This window comes from Methylomonas methanica (assembly GCF_001644035.1).
Classification (GTDB): domain Bacteria; phylum Pseudomonadota; class Gammaproteobacteria; order Methylococcales; family Methylomonadaceae; genus Methylomonas; species Methylomonas methanica_A.
Genome location: NZ_LUUG01000097.1, coordinates 34547 through 56024 on the forward strand (window position 1 = coordinate 34547; position 21478 = coordinate 56024).

18 protein-coding genes and 1 pseudogene are annotated in these 21478 nt (G+C 51.2%); 6 read left to right on the plus strand and 13 right to left on the minus strand.

Annotated elements, in window-relative coordinates; translation table 11 throughout:
- Positions 1–4: 4 nt before the first annotated feature.
- Positions 5–580: a hypothetical protein gene (locus A1332_RS17975; RefSeq protein ID WP_064009836.1), complete on the plus strand. Its 576-nt coding sequence runs from the start codon at positions 5–7 to the stop codon at positions 578–580.
- 95 nt (positions 581–675) lie between these two features.
- On the opposite strand, the gene A1332_RS17980 is transcribed toward A1332_RS17975, so the two are convergent.
- The 8 genes from A1332_RS17980 to A1332_RS18015 form a co-directional block, all read right to left on the minus strand.
- Positions 676–1281, minus strand: a complete 606-nt coding sequence (locus A1332_RS17980) for a nitrogen fixation protein NifQ (RefSeq protein ID WP_064009817.1) — start codon at positions 1279–1281, stop codon at positions 676–678.
- A gap of 38 nt (positions 1282–1319) precedes the next feature.
- Positions 1320–1670, minus strand: coding sequence for a 2Fe-2S iron-sulfur cluster-binding protein (locus A1332_RS17985; protein ID WP_064009818.1), 351 nt, complete (start codon positions 1668–1670; stop codon positions 1320–1322).
- A gap of 20 nt (positions 1671–1690) precedes the next feature.
- On the minus strand, positions 1691–1978 hold the full coding sequence (locus tag A1332_RS17990; protein WP_020484745.1) for a 2Fe-2S iron-sulfur cluster-binding protein: 288 nt from the start codon (positions 1976–1978) through the stop codon (positions 1691–1693).
- A gap of 187 nt (positions 1979–2165) precedes the next feature.
- A complete protein-coding gene (locus A1332_RS17995) occupies positions 2166–3443 on the minus strand; it encodes an FprA family A-type flavoprotein (RefSeq protein ID WP_064009819.1) in 1278 nt (425 codons plus the stop codon).
- Positions 3440–3865: an ArsC/Spx/MgsR family protein gene (locus A1332_RS18000; protein ID WP_064009820.1), complete on the minus strand. Its 426-nt coding sequence runs from the start codon at positions 3863–3865 to the stop codon at positions 3440–3442. Before A1332_RS18000 ends, A1332_RS17995 begins: the two co-directional genes overlap by 4 nt.
- Before the next feature lie 5 nt (positions 3866–3870).
- Positions 3871–4155 (minus strand): 4Fe-4S dicluster domain-containing protein, encoded by a 285-nt coding sequence (locus A1332_RS18005; RefSeq protein ID WP_064009821.1) that lies wholly within the window; start codon positions 4153–4155, stop codon positions 3871–3873.
- A gap of 148 nt (positions 4156–4303) precedes the next feature.
- Positions 4304–5800, minus strand: coding sequence for a nitrogenase cofactor biosynthesis protein NifB (nifB, locus tag A1332_RS18010; protein ID WP_064009822.1), 1497 nt, complete (start codon positions 5798–5800; stop codon positions 4304–4306).
- Positions 5801–6187: 387 nt separating this feature from the next.
- Positions 6188–8212, minus strand: coding sequence for a cache domain-containing protein (locus A1332_RS18015; RefSeq protein ID WP_064009823.1), 2025 nt, complete (start codon positions 8210–8212; stop codon positions 6188–6190).
- 649 nt (positions 8213–8861) lie between these two features.
- Between A1332_RS18015 and A1332_RS18020 the strand changes: the two genes are divergently transcribed.
- The 3 genes from A1332_RS18020 to A1332_RS18030 all read left to right on the plus strand — a co-directional run bounded on the left by A1332_RS18020 (position 8862) and on the right by A1332_RS18030 (position 10823).
- The gene (locus A1332_RS18020) at positions 8862–9614 is read left to right on the plus strand and encodes a hypothetical protein (RefSeq protein ID WP_020484739.1); all 753 of its coding nucleotides are present in this window, start codon (positions 8862–8864) and stop codon (positions 9612–9614) included.
- A 176-nt stretch (positions 9615–9790) separates the two neighbouring features.
- A complete protein-coding gene (locus tag A1332_RS18025) occupies positions 9791–10585 on the plus strand; it encodes a lysophospholipid acyltransferase family protein (protein WP_064009824.1) in 795 nt (264 codons plus the stop codon).
- The gene (locus A1332_RS18030; RefSeq protein WP_064009825.1) at positions 10566–10823 is read left to right on the plus strand and encodes a phosphopantetheine-binding protein; all 258 of its coding nucleotides are present in this window, start codon (positions 10566–10568) and stop codon (positions 10821–10823) included. The genes A1332_RS18025 and A1332_RS18030 overlap by 20 nt, the downstream gene beginning before the upstream one ends.
- Positions 10824–10962: 139 nt before the next feature.
- Here the strand turns inward: A1332_RS18030 and A1332_RS18035 are convergent, their stop codons facing one another.
- Both A1332_RS18035 and A1332_RS26555 read right to left on the minus strand, forming a co-directional pair.
- Positions 10963–12855, minus strand: a complete 1893-nt coding sequence (locus A1332_RS18035; RefSeq protein WP_064009826.1) for a diguanylate cyclase — start codon at positions 12853–12855, stop codon at positions 10963–10965.
- Between the two features lie 584 nt (positions 12856–13439).
- A pseudogene (locus tag A1332_RS26555) lies at positions 13440–14012 on the minus strand (REP-associated tyrosine transposase).
- A 123-nt stretch (positions 14013–14135) separates the two neighbouring features.
- Here A1332_RS26555 and A1332_RS25405 point away from each other — a divergent pair.
- Positions 14136–14699 (plus strand): hypothetical protein, encoded by a 564-nt coding sequence (locus A1332_RS25405; protein WP_157204046.1) that lies wholly within the window; start codon positions 14136–14138, stop codon positions 14697–14699.
- Positions 14700–14767: 68 nt separating this feature from the next.
- Here A1332_RS25405 and A1332_RS18050 read toward each other — a convergent pair whose 3' ends face one another.
- Genes A1332_RS18050 through gcvT form a run of 3 tightly spaced genes read right to left on the minus strand, consistent with a single transcriptional unit; the run spans position 14768 to position 20170 of the window.
- Positions 14768–16150 carry a 3'-5' exonuclease family protein gene (locus A1332_RS18050; RefSeq protein WP_197491505.1) on the minus strand — a complete coding sequence of 461 codons (1383 nt, stop codon included), beginning with the start codon at positions 16148–16150 and terminating at the stop codon, positions 14768–14770.
- 8 nt (positions 16151–16158) lie between these two features.
- Positions 16159–19068: an aminomethyl-transferring glycine dehydrogenase gene (gene gcvP, locus A1332_RS18055; protein ID WP_064009829.1), complete on the minus strand. Its 2910-nt coding sequence runs from the start codon at positions 19066–19068 to the stop codon at positions 16159–16161.
- Between the two features lie 4 nt (positions 19069–19072).
- Positions 19073–20170: a glycine cleavage system aminomethyltransferase GcvT gene (gene gcvT / locus A1332_RS18060; protein WP_064009830.1), complete on the minus strand. Its 1098-nt coding sequence runs from the start codon at positions 20168–20170 to the stop codon at positions 19073–19075.
- A gap of 207 nt (positions 20171–20377) precedes the next feature.
- On the opposite strand from gcvT, the gene A1332_RS18065 reads away from it, so the two are divergent.
- Positions 20378–21472, plus strand: a complete 1095-nt coding sequence (locus A1332_RS18065; protein WP_064009831.1) for an acyltransferase family protein — start codon at positions 20378–20380, stop codon at positions 21470–21472.
- Positions 21473–21478 lie beyond the last annotated feature (6 nt).

Genomic DNA, 21478 nt, shown 5'->3' on the forward strand with positions numbered 1-21478 from the left:
CTCGATGCAAGACAGCAACCCGCCGATTCAATCAGTTAAATCGCTGACCCTCGCCAGCCTATGTGCAACGTTGTTAGCGGGTGTAGTTCTGGTCACGGCGGTGTTGCCCGCCGAATACGGCATAGACCCGACCGGGTTCGGCGAAATGACCGGTTTAATCAGTTTGTCCTCGTCAAACAACACCGCCAGCACAGGAACAGCCAACGCTTGCGCGGAGCAGCCGGTAGCGGTTAGCGCCGCGCAAGCGGCTTCGAATTTACAGTGGCAAGATACGGTAAAGATTGTGGTGCCGGCAGGCGAAGGTCTGGAATACAAATTTCATTTAGCCAAAGGCGCGGCCCTGGAATATTCGTGGTCCACCGACGGCGCGGCACTGTATTTTGATTTTCACGGCGAGCCACAAGGCGACAAAACCGGCTATTTCAAAAGCTACAAGGAAACGACCGACAGCCAATCCAGTGGCTCGTTAAGCGCGCCCTTCGAAGGTTCACACGGCTGGTATTGGGAAAACAAATCCGGCGCGCCGGTTACCGTGGTTTTGAACACGAAAGGGGCTTATCGGATTTTGGGTTTGATGTGATCAGATGCGTCGCTGACCGAAAAAAGTGTACTGAACGAAAAATGCAGATTCAACGCACGGGCGCAATTTAGATTATTCCGAACCGGAAATCCGGTTCAATCCTCCGGCCCGAAGCACTGCGGATAATCTTTACAAACCTCGCAGGATGGCGCCCGGCAGACGTACAAGCCTTCCGCTTCACACAGCTGTTTGTACAAAAACTTTTTCCATTTCATATCTTTGCTATTGCGCACCAATAATTCCGGAAAGTTGTAGCCCAGCATGGCCGACAAATCGGTCCGTGACCACAGCCCTAAATCCTGCCAAAGATGATCGCTGCCCAAACAGGCCGCCACGATCATTGCGATCAGCCATTCGGTCTCCGTACCGGGATTGGCAGCAAATTGCGCGAGCAGGATTTCCAAATCCTGTTTTTCCAACATGCGACTGAAATCCAGACTGCTACCGGAACTGGCTTCAGGAGCCAGCAGATAACCGGGGAAACATCTATCGATCAGTTGTTGAAATTGTGCCGGGCTCAAGCCCAGGCTATCGGGAAGCACACCATCGCCGACACGCCAACTGGCGATGATTTGTGCCAACCAGACGCTATTGGGCGACTGGTCGGCACGGGCCATCAGATCTTGAAAAATGTGTTGCCGCGACTTAACTACCGAGGGCTTTGCCCTATCATTCGGTTCTATGGAAAGTGTGCAACTCATACTCGATTCTCCGGCCCTTTTAACGATGACGCAGATAATTAATATTCGACGCGAATATCTTCATCCCTAACGATCATCTGACAAGCCAGACGCCATTCGGGCGGCAGGTCGTCAACGATCATTTGCTCCAACTGTTCGGTAGAAACTTTACCGATTTGTTTCAGCAGGGCTTTTTCCTTCTCGGTCATCGTGCCACCCATGCGCTCCATTTTTTTATCGATGCTGGTGACGCGGACCACGCAAGTGCCGCATTCGCCATCTTCGCATTCGAAATTAATGGGGATCTTGTTTTCCAAAGCCAGCTTCAGAATAGTCTGGGTGTGACTGCCGGCAACGGCGTAAACGGTTTTATCCCGGTATTCGGGACTGGTAAATGTTACTAATGCCATGTGTTACTCCTTTTGCGTTTTTAAACTGGTTTAAGGGAAATTTCGCCGCCCAATACTTGCGCTTGGCAAGCCAGACGGTTGTGTTTGCCGGCCATGTTTTCCCGCAAAATTTTGTCTTCCAGTACTGACGGCTCGGTCAGGTTATTCCAACCAGCAGTCACCTTCATGATGCAGGTTCCGCAATCGCCTTCCCGGCAACCGTAAGTAATACCGGAACCTACTTTCTCGGACACCTCAATAACCCGGGTGCCGGCGGGGACGGTAACAGTCACGTTTATATCTTCAAATGTAATGGTCGCTTTGGCCATTGTAAAAACTCCATAAGGTTTAAAAGTAATCTCGGCAGCCTCTAATCTGAGGACTCCCGGTTTGGAACCGAAACGATTCCTGATTTTCACCGGCCTTGCGGCCAGTGAGGTCACCGACACTTCCTTGGATCGGTTTAGCCTACGAATAAAGCTGTAGGCTCAATAGCAGGCGTCTGTTTTATCCGGTTTACAGGTCCGCAAAATTAATCACCCTCGATTCTCTGGCCCCGGTCAATTCCTGAGCCAGTTCCAAGCCAAAGGCTTTGCACTCGTGGATCTCGTCGTCGGTCGGAATCAACTTGACCCGCAGGCCTTGAATAGGTACGCGCAACTTCAAGCCGCGTAAGCGATCTTCCACCAAGCGCACGCCCTCGCCGGTCCAGCCGTAAGAACCGAACACACCGCCGAGCTTGTTTTTTAGATTGACCACAGCCAGCGAAGACAGCAGATCCCAAATCGGCTTGACCGCATCGCCGTTGATGGTGGGTGTGCCCAACACCAGGCCGTCGGCTTCTTCGATCAAATCCACAAACGGCGCAACCTCGCCCCCTTCCAGGTCGTAAAGCGATACCCGCACATCCTCAATTTGCATCGCGCCTTGATAAATGGCTTCCGCCATGCGTCGGGTATTGCCATAGGAGCTAATGTAAAAAATCAGCAGGGTTTTTTGATTGGGTCTGAGTTCGTTATGCAGCGCTGGGCTGGATAACTGGCGATAGCGCTGGATGTAATGTTGCGGGCGGTCACGCAAGATCGGGCCATGGGTAGGCGCAATCAATTTCAGCGGCAAAGGTTCTATCAGTTCCAAGGCCCTGACCACGTATTCCTTGAAGGGCCGCATGATGTGGGCGTAGTAGTATTCAAAGGAAAAGCGGAAATCACCGACCTTGTCGTTGTACAAACGGTTATCGCAAAAGTGGCAACCGAATACGTCGCCGGAAAACAGCATGGCCTCTTCAGGCGCATAGGTGCATTGCGTGTCCGGCCAATGCAAATAAGGGGTGTGCAAAAATTCCAGGCTCCGGTCGCCCAAGGACACTTTGTCGCCGGTCACCACCGGGGTATAGCTCAGCTCGTCCTGTTTCAGCAGGCCTTTCAGCATGGACTGGGCTTTTTGGGAGATAAACAATTGCGCTTGCGGGGCCCGTTTCATCAACTCCGGCAAGGCGCCGGTATGATCGGGTTCCAAGTGATTTAGGACGATGACTTTGATTTCCGAATAATCGGCGACGCTTTCCAGACGGGCGAAAAAGTCGTTGGCAAAGCCTTCTTTCACGGTGTCTATTACCGCCACGCCTTCGCTGCCGCGGATCACATAAGCGTTGTAACTGGTACCGTTGGCGGTTTTCAGGATGATGTCGAAGGTACGCAGGTTCGGATCCAGCGCGCCGACCCAATGCACGCGTTCGGATAAGGCTACCGCAAGCGGTACGCCCTCTTCGCTCTCCAATTGGACGCTGTTCATGGCTTACCAGCCTCGGCGCGCGACTGCTTAGGGCAGGTTTCCAAATCTTTCTGCGAGGCAGAACCAGCCAAACCCAACCAGGCATCGACCTGTTGCTGGTCGAAACCGCAGACGCGCTGTTCGTTGACCTCCATCAAAGGCCTCCGAATCAACAACGGCTGCGCGACCATCAGCGCTATAGCTTCGTCTTCGCTGACAGTGTTTGGATCGACCAACCCTTGTTTGACAGCCGGCGCGCTGCGATTAAACCAATCCACGACCGGCATGTCGCCGAAAAACGAGCGCAACTTGCCCGGTTCCTTGCCCCAAGGCTGTTGCAGCAGGTCGTAGACCACCAGCAAATGGCCGGCGGCGCTCAGCAACTGCTTCTGCCGGGTATTATTCAAGCAGCCCGGCTTTTCATAGAAATGCACCGTGGCCATGGCCGTCAATGTGCTTGTAGTTCCGCCATCGCTTCAGCCATTCTTTCCGGCGGAATACCGGTCAATGAACCGGGCGGGTTAATGGGGACGCCTAGCGCGTCAAGAATGGCACCTTCGATAGGACAAATGCTTGCGCATTGGGTATCTTTAAAATCGCCTTCGCATTCAGTGCATTTTTTCGGGTTGATCCTGAAATGCCCGGCTTTTTCGGACATATAGATAGCTTTGCTGGGACACAACGGCTCACACGCATAACAGTTGACGCAGGATTCGATAATTTGTAAGGCCATGACGTTACCTTTGGATTTGATGGTTAATCATTTCTAACAATCTTCCTCGCCTGCTGGAGAGGGCTGGGGAGAGGAGAATTTAAAAAGCAGAAGCTTTTATTTTGATTCGCCTCACCCAACCCTCTCACACAGGAGAGAAAATGTCGGATCAGGCAGTAGCCCGTTCTTCTTGTGGTGCAGCCTCGTCCAGCTTACCGGCGGCAGCCATTTCCTTGTAAACCGCCATGACAGCTTCTTCGATAGGCTCCATGGCGTGCTCGCCGTTGGGTACGATGCCGGCTTTTTCCAGCAAGTCCCAAGGCTCGTAACCGATTTTGGAGCACAACACCGCTTCACAACCGGCCAGGGAGCGAATGGTTTGTTGCAACACGCTCTCGCCGTCGCCGCAGGTATCGTCGCCGCCGCAATACAAATCGGTCTTGCGATGGCTCATGAAGCGCACGCCGTTTGGCGATGCTTCGTAGATCAGGAATTCCTTGGCATGCCCGAAGTGCATATTGATGACGCCTTGACCGCTGGTGGCGATCGCCATCAACACCGGACGGGTATTCAGCTTGGGCTCTTCGGCGTGGCTGGCGGCTTTTTCCACCTTCGCGGCGCGCTTGCTATGCATTTCCTCGGCGATCGCTTCGTGGATGACCTTGCGTTTTTCCATCGCCGATTGGTAATCGATTTCCATGCTCTCGATTTTGTCCATGGTGAACTCGTCGCCACGGTCTTCGCCCAGCAGACCGACCGCGTCGGCGCGGCATTGCCGGCAGTGACGCATCATGTTCATGTCGCCGGAGCAGGAATCTTGCAGTTCCATCAATTCATCTTGAGTCGGACCACGTTGACCCATCACACCGTAGAATGTGCCATGTTCAGCTTCCGCGATTAAAGGCATGACGTTGTGCAGGAAAGCGCCTTTGGCTTTGACGATTTTGCTGACCTCGGCCAAGTGTTTGTCGTTGACGCCAGGGATCATCACCGAGTTGACTTTAACCAAGATGCCTTTGGCAGCCAGCATTTCCAGGCCTTTTTGTTGCTGCTCGATCAAAATCTTCGCGCCTTTCACACCCTTGATGCGCTTGTTTTCCCAGAAAATCCAAGGATAAATTTGCGCACCGATTTCAGGATCTACACAGTTGATCGTGATCGTGACGTGGTCGATATTGTGTTTGGACAATTCCTCGACCGACTCGGGCAAGGCCAGACCGTTGGTGGAAACGCACAATTTGATGTCCGGTGCTTCTGCGCTCAGGCGACGGAAGGTTTCGAAAGTCCGTTCTGGATTGGCCAGTGGGTCACCAGGGCCGGCGATGCCCAGCACGGTCATTTGCGGAATGTTGGCCGCCACCGCCATGGTTTTTTTCACGGCTTGATCGGGTGTCAGCAATTCAGAAACCACACCGGGACGTGACTCGTTAGAGCAATCGTATTTGCGGTTGCAATAGTGGCATTGAATATTACAGGCTGGCGCAACCGCTACGTGCATGCGGGCAAAATAATGATGAGCGTCTTCCGAGTAACAAGGATGGTTTTCTACCTTGGAGCGAATCTCGTCGGATAAATGGCCGAGTTGATCATCACTTGTACCGCAAGAATGGGAGGAGCAGCCGCCTGCGCTTGCTGCTGGAGTTTCGTTTAATACTGGCAGTTCCATATTCTTCACCTCACTTGATTGGTTATACAGTGAGAAAGCACAGGCCATGCCAGTTATGAAATCATTTTAAATTATTGATTTATATGAAAATAATTAAGGATAACATCTAGGCAGCCGCAAAAAAGGCTGCCTAATGTTTGTAACGACACATTCTCAGCCGAACGATTGTAAGGAGTTGCACAAAGCGACCGCGCTTAACCGGGCTGTTCCAACCTGAACACTGACCACGCCGCCTATTTGCGGATTTAACCCGAACAAGTTGTTTAGTCCATCGAGCGACACCGGCGTCAGCCGCTGGGTTGGGGGATACTGCCGGTTATGTGAAGATGTCTAATAGATTCTATTCCAATATTGTCCGTAAATTGGATGACTCGGCCGTGGCTGCCATCAAAATGGGATAAACACCATGGCAATTACATCGTTAAGATAGCCATCCTGCACTTTGTACTCGCGGTACCCCTTTGAGACAGCCACCCCAAAGATATAACTGGTACCATTTAGCTGTATCACTTCCGAACTACGATGACCGATTTTCAATTCGAAAAATGCCGCATCAACGTCTAAGGTGTCTCCAATTTCGAGCGCGGGGTTATTGGCGACAGCAATAATAGTTTTGTTTCTCTGCACAAACACGCCAAAACAGCCCGCTAATACCTTACCTTGTTTATCGCAGGGCAAAACATCGTTCAGCATCGATTCAAACTGCGGTTCGCTATCGAACACAATGCCTATGCCACCCAACACTTTGCGCGAATCCTCCAGGTCGGTAATTGCGGCGTTATAGATGTAAGTGTGCCGATCGCCGTAGAGATGCGTTTTATCAAATGCCGAGACCGTGTAATGTTGGGAATCGCTGTGTTTTAAAGCTTCGGCCGCGCCGGTTGATTCGTCTAACTTGACGCCGACTAACATTTGCTGCTGGGGCGAGGAGACCGCCAGCACTCGACCGTGGCTGTCATACAAATAAAGATTGGTGTACACCGTGTAAAGTGCATTGATATATTGCAGGATTTCGCTGATTTGGCGGATTTCGGTAAAACTAAGCTCAGCATTGGCCAAACCCCGCCTAAAGGCTGAGGTGAGCGCCCACCAGCGACAATCGTTAGCCCGCTCGTATAAATTTCGATCCATGATATCGACCGCCAAGGACGCCAAAAATCCAGCATTATTTAGATGCGAGGACATCACCGTCACTTCCTGCAGACTCTTAACCGACGCGTTAAAAATGGCGGTAATATCAGAGCCAATTTGCCTGATGGCCTCCAGCACCGGCATAAATTCGGTGGCATTTTTGCGGGCCGATGCAATCTGTCCGTTTAAGACCAGCAAGCCAAGGTCGGTATTGATATCCGAAGAAGCCTGATGGATTTCCCGTAATTCCCTCGGAAAAGAACTTGCCTGATGCATGATCTCGGTATAGCTGTTACGGGACAGCTGCCTTTCTTCGCGACCGAACGCCATACCCAATCCGGTCATCATTTGGCCGCGCCAGCCCAGACCATAAAAGCCCTGATAACCGTTGGTGCTGCGCATATTCACGATATAGTCTTGACGCCGATAATTCAGCATCCTCAAGCCCGCATCGCCATTAAATCCGGTATTGAGCGGCAGCAAGTGTTCGTTGCTGCTGGCAATCACCTGTCCATCCCGATCAATAATCGCTAAAACCCCAATATCACCCGACATCAAGAGTCCATCGAAAATGCTATGCATTTCGTCATCAAAGCGAAAGCACAGGCATAAAACACCCAACACCGGCGAACTCTTGTCATCGGTTTCGGTAATTTTGCAGGAATAGATTAAAGAGTGGCGCCGCTCACTTTGTAAATCGGAATAGCGAAAGGTTTCGACATAATCCTGATCTGACTTCAGCGTTGCCGCCAATAAAGGATCATTGGAATAAGATATGGGATTGGCTTTGTCCAAATGGGCCTTTACGTTCCCTTGGGTATCAAAGACGATAATCTCGTCGTAAACACTGTATTTTTTGACATATTCACGGAGCCTGTTTTCGATAAACTGCGTTTGCTCGGTGCTGACATTCGCGGAACCAAGAAACACTCTGATATCGTCGTCGGTTGCCAGAAAACCCACATCTGCAGTGCGCTCGAATAGGTTACGAATCAACAAATCGATAGCCACTTGCGCTTTCGACGAGTTATCCAGCACCAGTTTTTGCACATTTTCGACCAGTAAATTATGGGTCAATTGTTTCTGTAGTTCGCCGAATTTAAGCTGGGTACGACTCATATCGTCCAAAATAGTCGTCGCCACGTTGTGGCTATTTATTTTCCCTATCAGCGTGATTTTGCCCCACCAATCGTTTAAAGACGCTAACCGCCCCTCAAAACTTTTAACCACCGGCATTGATCCCAATAATTTTGTCGAATGGGACTGCAAAAAATCATTCATAAAACTCCTCTCGCTAGCATTTGAAAATCGGGGATTGCCCATTCTGTCAGGCTAATTTGCGGCTCACCTTCAACTATCGACAAACCCGGAGATATCCGCAAAATGGCATTCATCCACCTTCCTTTAAAAACCTCTCAAAATCCATACTGGCTAGACACCCCTGCACCTAGCTTATTCAATCAAAATAAAAAACGCTTATTACAAGACAGTGTGTAGCTAAGGTTTGCCGGCAACCCAAAAACCCTACTAAGTTACTGTTTTAATAATCTTATTCTGAGAACTGCGGTAAACAAGCATAGATTATTCCAAAAAAAATACAGTGGCGAAGCTTGTCTTAACCGACGACTGAAAAGTGTCTATTCAGACCTTAGTTAGGCAACAAATTGGCAAATTATTGTGACTCCATCCAAGTTTATCGCTGGAATACCGCCCACCTGCCGCGACAAACACAGAATTTCGACTAGCTGTTGAAACAAGTACTTTTGCACCTGAATGATCTCAAAAGCCGGCCACGTCGCATCGTTGTGGTGCAAATACCGAACCACTAACGGCAAGCATAATCAACCACAAGCTAATGCAAGACTTGCCTTGGCCTTTGCGCTGTATCTTTAGTACACTTCGGCTATCCCTATATTCAGGCACAGAGCACATGACTTACTGTATTGCTGTATCCCTAAAGGACGGATTGGTCTTAACTTCGGATTCCAGAACCAATGCCGGCATCGACAACGTCAGCATTTACGGCAAAATGCACCCGTTTTGTACGGCATCTGATCGCAAGATCGTGCTGCTCAGCGCCGGCAATCTGGCCACCACTCAGGCCGTGATCGACCAGTTGAAGCGCGATATGAAGGAAGAGACCGAAGTTAATCTGGACACGGTCAACTATCTGTCGGAAGCCGCCGCCTATCTGGGACGAATCAGCGTCGAAAAACAGCGCCGTCATGTGGATGCCGGCCAAAGCAGCTTCAATCCGTCCGCCACTTTTATTTTGGCGGGGCAAATCGGCCAAGAGCCGCACGGCGCTTATTTGATTTACCCGGAAGGCAATTGCATCACTACGTCCAGGCAGACCCCTTATCTGCAAATCGGCGAAAATAAATACGGCAAACCGGTGCTGGATCGCTTTTTAAAAATCGACACCTCGCTGCACGAAGCCGGCCGCTGCTGTTTGATTTCGATGGATTCGACGATGCGCAGTAACGCCAGCGTCGGCGCGCCGGTGGAACTGTTAATCTATCATCGGGATACGCTGATATTGGACGAATACTATTGTTTCCAGGAGGACAACGAGTATCTGAGCAAAATCCGCAAGATGTGGCACGAAAAGCTGAAAGAAGCCTTCGCCACCCTGCCGCAGTTCAGCAAAGAGGACTCCCGTCCGCTGCCGGGCTGCATATAAAAGCCCTGTTTCTCGCTATTCCTAGCGACTCGCGGAATAGGCTTAGCCGTGCAGTTTGATTTATCGTCAACGACTCGTCAGCACAGCGAGCAACCGCTACAATTGCCGGCCTTTATCAAATTCCTGCTCACCGCCCTGCAATAGGGTTTGGTCGGCGAGCAGGACCGCGGCTGGCAATGGCAAACATACTCATAAAAAAAATCGACTTTGGCTGGCGCTTGCTGGCGACAGCCATCAGCTTTACCAGCTTCGGTATCGGCGGCGTGATGCTGTGGTTGCTGGTGTTTCCGCTCTTGGCAATTTGGCCGGGCAGCCGCACCCAAAAAGCCGGCCGCGCCCAATACACCGTCCATCTCAGTTTTTATGTGTTTATAGGCCTGATGCACAGGCTGGGCGTGATGACGTATGAGGTGATCGGCTTGGAAAAACTCAACCGTCCCCGCCAGCTGATTGTCGCCAATCACCCAACGCTGGTTGACGTGGTATTTCTAATCAGCCGCATCCGGCAAGCCAATTGCATCGTCAAGGCTAGCCTATGGCATAACCCCGCCATGCGCGGGCCGATTTTGAACGCCGGCTATATCAGCAACGCCGATTCCGAAACCATGATCAACGATTGCGCCACCTGGCTGCAAAACGGCGGCGCCATGCTGATTTTCCCGGAAGGCACCCGCTCGGTACCCGGTCAGGCCTATCGATTTCAACGGGGGGCGGCAGCCATTGCCTTACAAGCCGATAGTATAATCACCCCGGTAACGCTGACCTGTAAACCCAGCACCCTGACCAAAACCCAAGCCTGGTACCAAATCCCGCAGCAGCGTTTTCATTTGCAAATGATCGTTGGCGACGATGTCGAATTGCAGCCTTTCCGGGAGCTGCAACCGCGCTCGATAGCGGTGCGGCGTTTAACGCAGTATTTACAGGATTATTTTACTCAACAACGAGAACGCCATGAGCGAGATGGAAACTGAAATAAAACAGCTGATTATTGACACGCTGGCGCTGGAAGATGTCGATGTGGCGGATATCGACAGCAACGCCGCGTTGTTCCATGACGGCCTGGGCCTAGACTCCATAGACGCGCTGGAACTGGGCTTGGCGATTCGCAAAACCTATCAGGTAAAAATCGATGCCGAGCGTGATGACGTGATAAAAATTTTCGCTTCGGTGGCGGCCTTGGCGCAATACATCGAATCCGTTCGCGCTTGAGAAGCTTATTAAAATCCTGAGGATATGTTGGCACACCTACCGGACTCGTGGTGGATTCGACCGAAGGTGCTGAGGAAACGTCCAGCAATACGGGTAAAGCCGGTAGATTTAAGCCGCACGCGGCATTCCCTATGCAGTCCTATTGTTGCTGCGAAAAACTACAGACTTTATTCCGGCCGCTGTGTTTGGCTTGATACAAACCTTTATCGGCCAAATTCAACAAATCGCCGATGCTGCTGTTTTTATCCGTCAGGGTGGCCACGCCGATTGATACGGTAAATTGCAATTCCAGCCCCGACTCTACCGGAATCACGCTGTTGGCAACCACGCTTCTGAGTCGTTCCGCCACGTCGATGGCTTTAAGCAAGCCGGTTTCCGGTAATAAGATCGCAAATTCTTCGCCGCCCATGCGTCCGGGGATGTCGATTTCCCGCAAAACCTCTACCAAAATGGAACCCAGTTTTTGTAAGGCCTGATCGCCGGCCGCATGGCCGTAGTTGTCGTTGACGGCTTTAAAATAGTCGATATCCAGCATCAGTACCGACAAAGGGTTACCGTAACGATCAGTGCGCGCCAGTTCCGCTTCGCCCTGTTCCATGAAATAGCGGCGATTGGCAATCCCGGTCAGATAATCGATACGCGCCTGACGCTCAAGCTCCGCTTGCAGGGCTTTTCGCTCGCTAATGTCGCGCACGAATGCGCAGTTATATTCCAGGCCTTCGAAGACCAAATAGTTAGCGGCCACTTCCACCGGTATTTCCCGGCCGTCTTTACAGCGATGGATGGCTTCCATTTTTAACGCGCCTTTTTGTTTTACTTCCTGCCAATGCGCGGGCCAATTTTCCGCTTTTAACTCCTTGTCGATATCCATTACCGAAAAGGTCAACAACTCCTCGCGGCTATAGCCCAATACTTGGCAGGCAGTGTTGTTTACAAATTGGAATCTGGCGTCGGCGGTTATCCAGTACAAACATTCAGTGGCTCTATCCACCGAAAACTGCGTCAAATGCAAGGCCTTTTCCGCCAGCTTGCGCTCGGTCACATCGTTGTAAATCGAGACAATTTCGCCGCCGGGCAATTTATACACATAATTTTCCCGCCAACCCTGAATCCGTTCGTCGCGGTAAAACGATGGCGGAAAAGCTTCCGGTGTTCCAGTTTTGGCGACTCTCTGCAAGACGTCGAATAAGCCGAATTCGAATACCCCAGGAAACATTTCGGTGAGTTTTTTGCCTATCAATTCTTTACGGGTGATTTTTTCGATCTGCTCGGCGGCTTTGTTGAAACCGATGATAATGAAATCCCGACCGTCCTCGCTGGCTCGGTATACCGCCACGCCGCTACTCATGTGTTTGAATAGCGCCGACAAACGCGCTTCGCTGGCGGCCAGGGCACGCTTTTCCAGCAGCAAGTGCTGATTGTTTTGAATCAATTGCTCGGTTCTTTCCTCTACGCGCCGATTCAATTCGTTATTAAGCTCCGCCAATTTCGCCGCTGCCTGTTTTTGCTGCAACCGATCCGCACCGTGTTTGGCGAAAGCTTGCGCGAGTTGCGCGTACATTTCGGTGATGGTCTCCAGCCGCTGCTTCGGAATAACCGGCACTTTGCTGATGCTTTGCAGATAGCTATTTTCCTCGAACCCATAGCGCCGGGCCTGACCGCGAAAGAATTCCAGATCGGGAGGCTCAATAAAACATTGGCCGGTAAAAATATTGGCGACATGCCGGCCCTCCACGATAATCGGCATAGCCGAATCGACCAGCCCGTTCAGACATTTGTATATTGCAAACCTCTCACCTTTCAGCATGCTCTCAACCAATGCCGTATCGCTTTCTATGCAGTTACTGCATGTGTTGTGATTGACCCGATGAAATTTTACGCAGGCGTCTTGCCATCCGGCGTTGGTGATAACGATACCGTCGGTGTCGATAATCGCGTTTGGTATGCCGATCACCCGGTACAAATCGTCCATCAGCGTTTGCAGACTGGCAAGATCGACAAGTTGGGCGTATTTGATGGTGTTTTCAGACATCGGCTGGTGTGGAATCGAGCAGTGAAGTTAACAGTCTGTCGTGTGAGATTGATAATAGCAGCATTCCGATGAAGCGGAACTGAAAAACACTGGATATTGGCTAGCAACTAATGCCCGCCAAGCTCGATTGTTAAGGGCTTAACGCGCATAAGCGATTAACAAATTTTCTATGGCGCTGTACTTATTAACCCGGCTCTTAAATTCCCTGGATTCGTCATTCCCGTGAAGGCGGGAGCCGTTAGACCGCGCAAAGAACCCAGTATAGCCGCTGTACTCCCGCATTCGCGGGAGCGACGATATTTTCTGGTTACCACGATCCTCCGTGGGAATCCATACAGCGTTCAAAACTAATATGCATTCCCACGCCTGAGCGAGGGAACGTGGAAACAGTTGTTCCAGCAATTCGTAAAATCCCACAGCAAAAGCCGGTTTTTAAGGCGGCACTTGCAAAACGCTTTTCCTTGCTAGAATGTTTGATACCGCCGAGACGCAAAACCTTGCGTCTCGGCCTTTCTTACCCCAGACAATGTGCCACCCAGTTCGTAGGGCGGATAAGCAAAGCGCCATCCGCCATTCGAGCATTACTAAAAGTCATGCATTTCCCCAGCGTTAACAGATTCTGAAACACCGCACGCCCAATCCGAAGGATAAACGCCGACTTCTACCAAACGATGAAAGCTAGAATATGGCCTTTATGCCCGGTGGGTAAATCTTCCACCGCGCGGACCCAACCGTGTTTCACCGGGTTGTAATGAATATAATCCATATGCGCGATGTAGTCTGCCTCATCGAAAATCGTATGTTCCCAAAATCGCCTTTGCCACTTGTGCCCTTGGGTAAACTCCCCGTTCGTGGCGTCTGATTCGGTTCGGGGATCGGTACTCGGTGTTAGGAATCGCTTTGGAAAACGCTTTTTTGATTGCCCGCCAGCGATCTGAATAACAATCATCTCCAGGCGGTAATGTCCAGATTGCGTGCATGTGATCGGGCAAAACCACCCACGCGTCGATGTGAAAAGCTTGCTTTTCCCGAACAATCCGCACCGCGAGCCTTAGTTTGTCGATATGATCGACTAGCAGGCTAGATTTGCGTTCGAGCAAATTCAGCGTGAAGAAATACCTTCCACCAGGGATGCGGTTACGTCGATAGTTTGGCATTAGTAAAGATTAGCCAATTTGGCGGATGGCGCTTCGCTTATCCGCCCTACGGTACTACGCTGGCTGTGGCAGGGGATTTAGCTGTAAAAGATGTGATGTTGAAAATGGCTTTATGAGCAGGAAATGAAAACAGTAAAAAATATTTTTATATTGATAGTATGGCTTTTATTGGGTTTTAAATTATTCATCCCGGCCCAGCCACTTTTATGTAAGGTATATAGTCATTTTGTAAATTTTCCTACGCTTAAAGATGCGGTTGTTTACGAGGGAACTGTATCTGTAGAGGGTGAAGAAAAATGCAGAAGAGGCTCATGCTCACCCCCTACTTATTATGTGGCCGACTCTTCCGGTAAGCATGAAATTTATTGGGGTTTACCCGGCGACAGATATACGCGTTTTCCAAAAAATGCGATACAAGGTGCCACTGGTAAATTTTGGTTTCATCCAATATTCGGCACACTCCAAGAAAAATTCACAATTCATAAAAACGAATTTAACAATGCAGATACTTGGGAGGGGCAAAGCTTTTTTTTTCATGGCATAAAGGAAGCAAGAGATTTGTTTGAGGAGCATTTTGATTACAAAAAACATATGTTAATGGCGATTCCTTTTTTCATATTCCTCATTTTTTTTTATAACGCCATGAAAAAACTTTTTTTAACCACGAAATCCACTTCGGAAGGATAAGTAACTGAGCGTAGCTACAACTGATGATTTAAGGTCCGATTAGCAAAGCGTAATCGGACGAATGCGGTTCAACCAACCACTCTCAATGTCTGCGGCAGCACCACAACCTCCGCCTTTTTCAACGACTTGCTGAGCAGCATATAAGTATCCCGATCAAACGCCGGAACGCCGGCCTGCAATAACTCCGCTATCTCGGCCTCGTTTTTCGCGGTGCCCAAGTAACACCAGCGGTCGATCACATGCAGTTCCTCGCCTTCACTGATGCCGATCGCACCCGGATACGGCCAAACGGCGAGTTTGAGTTTTTGCATGGCGATCAACACCCGCGCCGCATGGGCCAGTGGCGCTTCGGCGCCGAAGCAAGCCCCACGGCATTTTTTGATTTGGTAGCCAAAACACGGCCGGCCAGTGGCGGTTTTCTCCAAGCCCAATACGCTCAGACACAGGCCGTGCTGTTCGGCAACGCCGCGCAGGGCTTTTTGGGCATCGCGCAGGCTGTGGTACAAGCCGTACAGATTGTCCTGGGCGCCGAAATCCAGCTCGCCGGCCCAACTCAACAGTGGCTTCAGTTGTTCGCCCTGATGTTGCAATTGCCAGGCGCACAAGGCGTTTTTGCGACGCAGGCGTTGGTTGTGAACCGGCGTTTTTTCCTTGACCAAGCGCGCTTCCAGCAACAGCGCACCCAACTCGCCGGCAGTTTCAATCCAATCGATGCGCCGCAGTTGCTGGGCCAGGCTCATTTCCTTATTGTTCTTATGATCGGCACCGAAATGCGCCAATACCCGGTTACGAATATTCACGCTTTTACCAATGTACAACGGTAAGTCGTTCTCACCGTAAAACAGGTAGACGCCGGGCGCTTCCGGTAAATCGTGAATCAGTAAGGGATCGATATTGGACGGCAGGCTGGAGCGACCCACCAAGCGCTGCACGGCGGCATCGACGGTTTCGTCGGAAAATTGTTCATAGGCCTGGGTCCAGAATTGATGAATCAATTGGGCGTCGGCCAGTGCCCGGTGCCGGTCTTTGGCCTGCAAACCGTGCCGTTCGATCAGGCTGTCCAGGTTATGCCGGTGAAAATGCGGATACAAGGCCCGCGACAGTTTGACCGTACACAGCACTTGCGGCCGGAAAGTCATACCCACCCGGCTGAACTCGTTCTTCAAAAAGCCGTAGTCAAAGCGGGCGTTATGGGCGATAAACAAGCGTCCTTCCAGCAATTCCGCCACTTCGCCGGCCACTTGCGCAAAGCTAGGTGCCTCGGCGACCATTTCGTTACTGATGCCGGTCAATTGCTCAATGAACAGCGGGATACGGGCTTGCGGATGCACTAATTGGTTCCACTCGCGAACGCCGTCCTCGTCAACCAAAACGATACCGATTTCGGTGATGCGGTCTTTGGTGGCTGAAGCGCCGGTGGTTTCCAGATCGACAAAGGCCAAGGCTTGCATGCAAGCGTTCAGGAGATCCCCTCAATGGGCTCGGCCCAATCGGTCGGGCAACTGCACATGATGTTGCGGTCGCCATAAACATTATCGATACGCCCCACCGGTGGCCAGTATTTATCGTCGTGCTGATGGCTGTCGGGGAAGAAGGCTTTTTGCCGGGAATACGGCAGCGTCCATTCCTCCAACAGCAGCCGATGGGTGTGCGGCGCATTGTGCAGCACGTTGTTATGACTGTCGGCCAGGCCGTCTTCGATCTCTTTAATCTCCTCACGAATCGCAATCAAGGCTGCGCAAAAGCGGTCGATCTCGGTTTTATTCTCGCTTTCGGTGGGCTCTATCATCAAAGTGTCTGCCACCGGAAACGACACGGTCGGAGCGTGGAAACCGTAATCGATCAAACGTTTGGCAATATCTTCGACCGTGACATTGGCGGATTTGCGGAACTGATGGCAATCGATAATGCATTCGTGCGCTACCCAGCCATTGGCATCTGTGTACAGAATCGGATAATGCGGCGCCAGTCGCCGAGCAATGTAGTTGGCATTCATGATGGCCGCCAAGGTGGCTCGACGTAGACCAGTAGCGCCCATCATGGCGATGTACGCCCAGGAAATGGTCAAAATACTCGCGGAGCCCCACGGCGCGGCTGATACGGTACCCACTGTCCCATGCTCGCCCTTGGCTGGATTGACGCCTTCCACCAGCGGATGATCCGGCAAGTACGGCGCCAGATGTGCCCCCACGCCTATCGGCCCAACCCCCGGACCGCCGCCGCCGTGCGGGATGCAAAAAGTCTTATGCAAATTCAAATGCGCCACGTCCGCGCCGATTTTACCGGGCCGACTGATGCCGACCAAAGCATTGAAGTTAGCGCCGTCCATATACACTTGGCCGCCGTGTTGATGGACGATGTCGCAGATCTCGCGGAAGGCTTGTTCGTAAACGCCGTGGGTGGACGGGTAAGTAATCATCAGCGCCGCCAGCGTGTCCTGATATTGCAGGGCTTTGGCGCGTAGATCATCGACGCTGACATTGCCTTGCTCGTCGCAAGCCACCACCACCACGGTCAAGCCGGCCAAGCTGGCGCTGGCCGGATTGGTGCCGTGCGCGGACGCCGGAATCAGGCAGATAGTGCGTTGCCCCTGGCCGTTGACTTGATGGTATTTGCGAATCACCAGCAAGCCGGTGTATTCGCCTTGCGAGCCGGCATTGGGCTGCAAGGAAAACGCATCGAAGCCGGTTAGATCACAGAGCATATCTTCCAGCTCCGCGAACAATTGCTGATAGCCTTGCGCCTGGTACAGCGGCACGAAGGGATGCATGGAATTGAATTCGTAGAACGAAATGGCCTGCATCTCGGTCGCGGCGTTGAGCTTCATCGTGCACGAGCCCAGCGGAATCATCGCCCGGTCCAGAGCGATATCGCGCCGCGCCAACCGGCGCATGTAGCGCATCATTTCGGTTTCCGAGTGATACAGACTAAACACCGGATTTTCCAGAATCGCATCGTCGCGCAACAGCGCATCGGGGATGCATTCGTGCAGCGCGGCGTCCAGTGCGCTGATATCTGGCAGTTCGGCGATGGGCGAAGCAAATACTTGCCACAAAGTGCGTAAATGCTCGCGGGTGGTGGTTTCATCAACCGAAATACCCAGGGTATCGGCATCGATAACTCGCAGGTTAATGTTCACATCAGCTGCCTGCGCGGCGATGCGGCGAGCGCGATTCGGCACCCTGACCACCACGGTATCGAAATAGCACTGGCTCAGCACTTGATGGCCGCATTGCGCCAAACCCGCAGCCAGAATTTGTGCGTAGCGATGCACCCGTCCGGCGATCAGCCTCAGCCCTTCCGCACCGTGATAGACCGCATAAAAACCGGCGATCACCGCCAACAACACCTGCGACGTACAGATGTTGCTAGTGGCCTTGTCACGGCGAATATGTTGCTCGCGGGTCTGCAAGGCCATCCGCAAAGCGATTTGGCCATGACTATCCTTGGACACCCCGATTAAGCGACCGGGCATCGAGCGTTTGAAGTCGTCGCGGGTGGCGAAATAAGCCGCATGCGGACCGCCGTAACCCATCGGCACGCCAAAACGCTGGGCACTGCCCACGGCGATATCGGCATCAAACAGAGCTGGCGGCTTTAACAGGACCAAACTCAGTAAGTCGGCGGCCACCGTTACCAATGCTTGCTTGCCATGGGCGATCGCGGTTGCTTCGCTAAGATCGCGGATTTCACCGCTGGAACCGGGGTATTGCAGAATCAAGGCAAAGAAATCGTATTGCTCTAGATTACCGAACGGATCGGCGACTACCACGTCATAGCCCAAGGAGCCGGCGCGGGTCTGCACCACCGCGATGGTTTGCGGATGGCAGTCTTTATCGATCAACACCGTGTTGGACTGGCTTTTGGCTAAGCGCCGCGACATGGTCATGGCTTCCGCAGCCGCTGTCGCTTCGTCCAACAACGAGGCGTTGGCGATCTCCATGCCGGTCAAATCGATGATCATTTGCTGAAAATTCAACAACGCCTCCAGCCGGCCCTGCCCCACTTCAGCTTGATACGGCGTATAGGCGGTGTACCAGCCGGGATTTTCCAACACGTTGCGCTTGATCACCGCCGGCATGATGGTGTCGTAGTAACCCATCCCTATCATCGACACCAATACCTTGTTACGCTCGCGCATCTTGCGCAGGTATTTGATCACCGCGCGCTCGCTGATGGTGCCGGTGAGTTTTAAGGGTTCGTGGTTGAGAATATTGGCCGGAATGACTTGGCCGACAATATCTTCCAGGTCGTTCAAGCCCAACTCGGCCAGCATCTCCTTAGTCTGCGGCGGATTGGGGCCAATATGCCGCTGAATGAAATTACCGCGCATTTCCAGTTGGTCGAGACGAGGGTGTTTGGCAGACATGGGCTTATTTTCTCAAGTAGCGGTGTGGAACAAAAGGTAGCGAAGTGACCGTAACCGGAATGGCAGAGTTCCGCACCAGCGCGGTTAATACCTTGCCCTGCTCGGCAAACCGGCGGTCCAGCAGCGCCATCGCCACCGGACGGTTCAGAGTGGGCGAGAAACTGCCGCTGGTCACTGTGCCTACTTGTTGCTCATGATGAACTATCTCACAACCTTCACGCACAGGGATTCGGCCATCCACCAGCAAACCGACCCGTACCCGCTCGGCGCCGTTTTGCCATTGCGCCAGAATTTTTTCCGCGCCGGGAAAATCACGATGGCCTTTTTTGAATATCCATTGCAAGCCTGCCTCGATAGGCGTAATCGTTTCTTTGAGTTCGTGCCCGTACAGACACAGACCGGCTTCCAAGCGTAGCGTATCGCGGGCACCCAAACCTATCGGTTCGACACCGTCTTCCGCCAACAGCAAACGCGCGATTCGCTCCGCGTCGGCTTGCGGCAAGGAAATCTCAAAGCCGTCCTCGCCGCTATACCCGCTGCGACTGATATGGCATACGCTCCCGGCAATCTCGGTTGCGCAAGCCTGCATAAACTTCAGCCCGCCGGCCTCAGCCGAAAACTTGGCCATCACCGCCACTGCGCCCGGTCCTTGTAAGGCAAACAAGGCTAAATCGCTTAACGCTTCGAATAAACAATCGGCCGGTAAATGGCTGCGCAGGTAAGCAAAATCTTTGTCCTTGCAACCGGCGTTGACGATGAGGGATAAACCGGATGCGTTGAGGGTAACGATGATGTCGTCTATCACCCCTCCCTCGGCATTGGTCAACACTGTATATTTCTGCGCACCCGGCTTTAGATCGACGATGCCACCGGGCGTGAGTTTTTCCAAGGCCTCTGCTGCGTGTTCGCCTGATACTCTGCACTGTCCCATGTGCGAAATATCGAAAAAACCCGCCTGACTGCGGCAGTGCAAATGCTCGTGAATGATCCCGCTTTTATATTGCACCGGCATTTGGTAGCCGGCAAATGTGGTCATTTTGGCGCCCAATTGCAGATGTAAATCGTACAAGGGCGTTTGCTTTGAACTAGTCACCGTGACCATCCTATACTGTTTAGCGATTTTATAAGTCTAGCGCCGGGACGAAGTCCGACCAAGTAAATTTAAAAACGGTTCATTTGCCTGCGCCAATGACAGCCAAGTACGGTCAATGTGTTGAACGGACCTTGGCGATTTGTAAATCAGCCGCTATTGGTTTGTAATTTAATTACTTTTACCCTCGACTCAGCATCAATAACCTAAGCAATAACTATGATAAATATCGCAAGTTGGATCCGCAATACTTTCGAAATATCCCATATTGGCCATAACGCCATTCGCTCGATGGAAGGCATACGCGGCTTTGCGGTGTTTCTGGTATTTCTGGTTCACTATGTGACATTAATCGAACCATGGCTGCTGACAAATTCGATTACTCACGCAATTGCGAGAAACATTCATACCATCGGCAATACCGGCGTTGATTTGTTTTTTGTATTAAGCGGTTATTTGATTTACGGCATGCTGATAAAAAAGCCTACCGAGTTCAAAAAATATTTATACCGCAGAATACAGCGAATTTATCCAACCTTTACCGTGGTCTTTATTATTTATTTGGCACTTTCGTTTGCTTTTCCGTCCGAATCGAAAATCCCCCACGACTGGAAAAGCGGATTTGTTTTCGTGATGCAAAATTATTTGCTGATGCCCGGCTTGTTCGATATTACTCCTATCATTACCGTAGCCTGGTCATTGAGCTATGAGTTTTTTTATTACCTGTTGATTCCGTTACTAATAACGACACTTAAGCTGCGCTCTTGGCCGAGAAGATACCGGATATTATTATTTTTATCGACATCGATTATATTATTCGGCTATTTTTATAATCATAGCGGCCCAATTCGCTTATTAATGTTTATTGCCGGAATAATTTTGTACGAAGCTGTCGAAAGCGGTTATTTAAAACACTTCCCGCCTATAGGCTTGCTAGCTTTAATATTGGCTATTACATCATTCGGGATAACCAGCTATTATCCCATCAATATTTCATTAAAGTATTTATTGCTTTTCACGCTGTTTTTTATTTTCTGTCTGGAATGTTTTTGTACTTCAGGATTTACCAACTATTTATTTACATTGCCCTACCTTAGATGGCTGGGCAACATGAGTTATTCTTATTATTTAATTCATGGTCTATCATTAAAAGCTATTTTCATGGTAGTTGCCAAATTACTTCCTCCTCATCACGGTAGTGAACTGATATTCTGGATGGGTTTAGCGCCGGCTTTCCTGGTTAGCTTATTACCCTCGGCCGCATTATTTTGCTGGATAGAAAAGCCATTCTCCTTGCAAAGGCACCACAAATAGGCCAGG

Bases quoted from the DNA above. Each gene is read 5' to 3' on its own strand.
- A1332_RS18050 (WP_197491505.1), bottom strand. From the start codon at position 16,150: ATGCAAGCCTTGGCCTTTGTCGATCTGGAAACCACCGGCGCTTCAGCC.
- A1332_RS17980 (WP_064009817.1), bottom strand. From the start codon at position 1,281: ATGAGTTGCACACTTTCCATAGAACCGAATGATAGGGCAAAGCCCTCG.
- gcvT (WP_064009830.1), bottom strand. From the start codon at position 20,170: ATGGTCACGGTGACTAGTTCAAAGCAAACGCCCTTGTACGATTTACAT.
- A1332_RS18000 (WP_064009820.1), bottom strand. From the start codon at position 3,865: ATGGCCACGGTGCATTTCTATGAAAAGCCGGGCTGCTTGAATAATACC.
- A1332_RS25405 (WP_157204046.1), top strand. From the start codon at position 14,136: ATGAAAACAGTAAAAAATATTTTTATATTGATAGTATGGCTTTTATTG.
- A1332_RS17975 (WP_064009836.1), top strand. From the start codon at position 5: ATGCAAGACAGCAACCCGCCGATTCAATCAGTTAAATCGCTGACCCTC.
- A1332_RS18065 (WP_064009831.1), top strand. From the start codon at position 20,378: ATGATAAATATCGCAAGTTGGATCCGCAATACTTTCGAAATATCCCAT.
- A1332_RS18025 (WP_064009824.1), top strand. From the start codon at position 9,791: ATGGCAAACATACTCATAAAAAAAATCGACTTTGGCTGGCGCTTGCTG.
- A1332_RS17985 (WP_064009818.1), bottom strand. From the start codon at position 1,670: ATGGCATTAGTAACATTTACCAGTCCCGAATACCGGGATAAAACCGTT.
- A1332_RS18020 (WP_020484739.1), top strand. From the start codon at position 8,862: ATGACTTACTGTATTGCTGTATCCCTAAAGGACGGATTGGTCTTAACT.
- A1332_RS18015 (WP_064009823.1), bottom strand. From the start codon at position 8,212: ATGAATGATTTTTTGCAGTCCCATTCGACAAAATTATTGGGATCAATG.
- nifB (WP_064009822.1), bottom strand. From the start codon at position 5,800: ATGGAACTGCCAGTATTAAACGAAACTCCAGCAGCAAGCGCAGGCGGC.
- A1332_RS18035 (WP_064009826.1), bottom strand. From the start codon at position 12,855: ATGTCTGAAAACACCATCAAATACGCCCAACTTGTCGATCTTGCCAGT.
- A1332_RS17995 (WP_064009819.1), bottom strand. From the start codon at position 3,443: ATGAACAGCGTCCAATTGGAGAGCGAAGAGGGCGTACCGCTTGCGGTA.
- A1332_RS18005 (WP_064009821.1), bottom strand. From the start codon at position 4,155: ATGGCCTTACAAATTATCGAATCCTGCGTCAACTGTTATGCGTGTGAG.
- A1332_RS18030 (WP_064009825.1), top strand. From the start codon at position 10,566: ATGAGCGAGATGGAAACTGAAATAAAACAGCTGATTATTGACACGCTG.
- gcvP (WP_064009829.1), bottom strand. From the start codon at position 19,068: ATGTCTGCCAAACACCCTCGTCTCGACCAACTGGAAATGCGCGGTAAT.
- A1332_RS17990 (WP_020484745.1), bottom strand. From the start codon at position 1,978: ATGGCCAAAGCGACCATTACATTTGAAGATATAAACGTGACTGTTACC.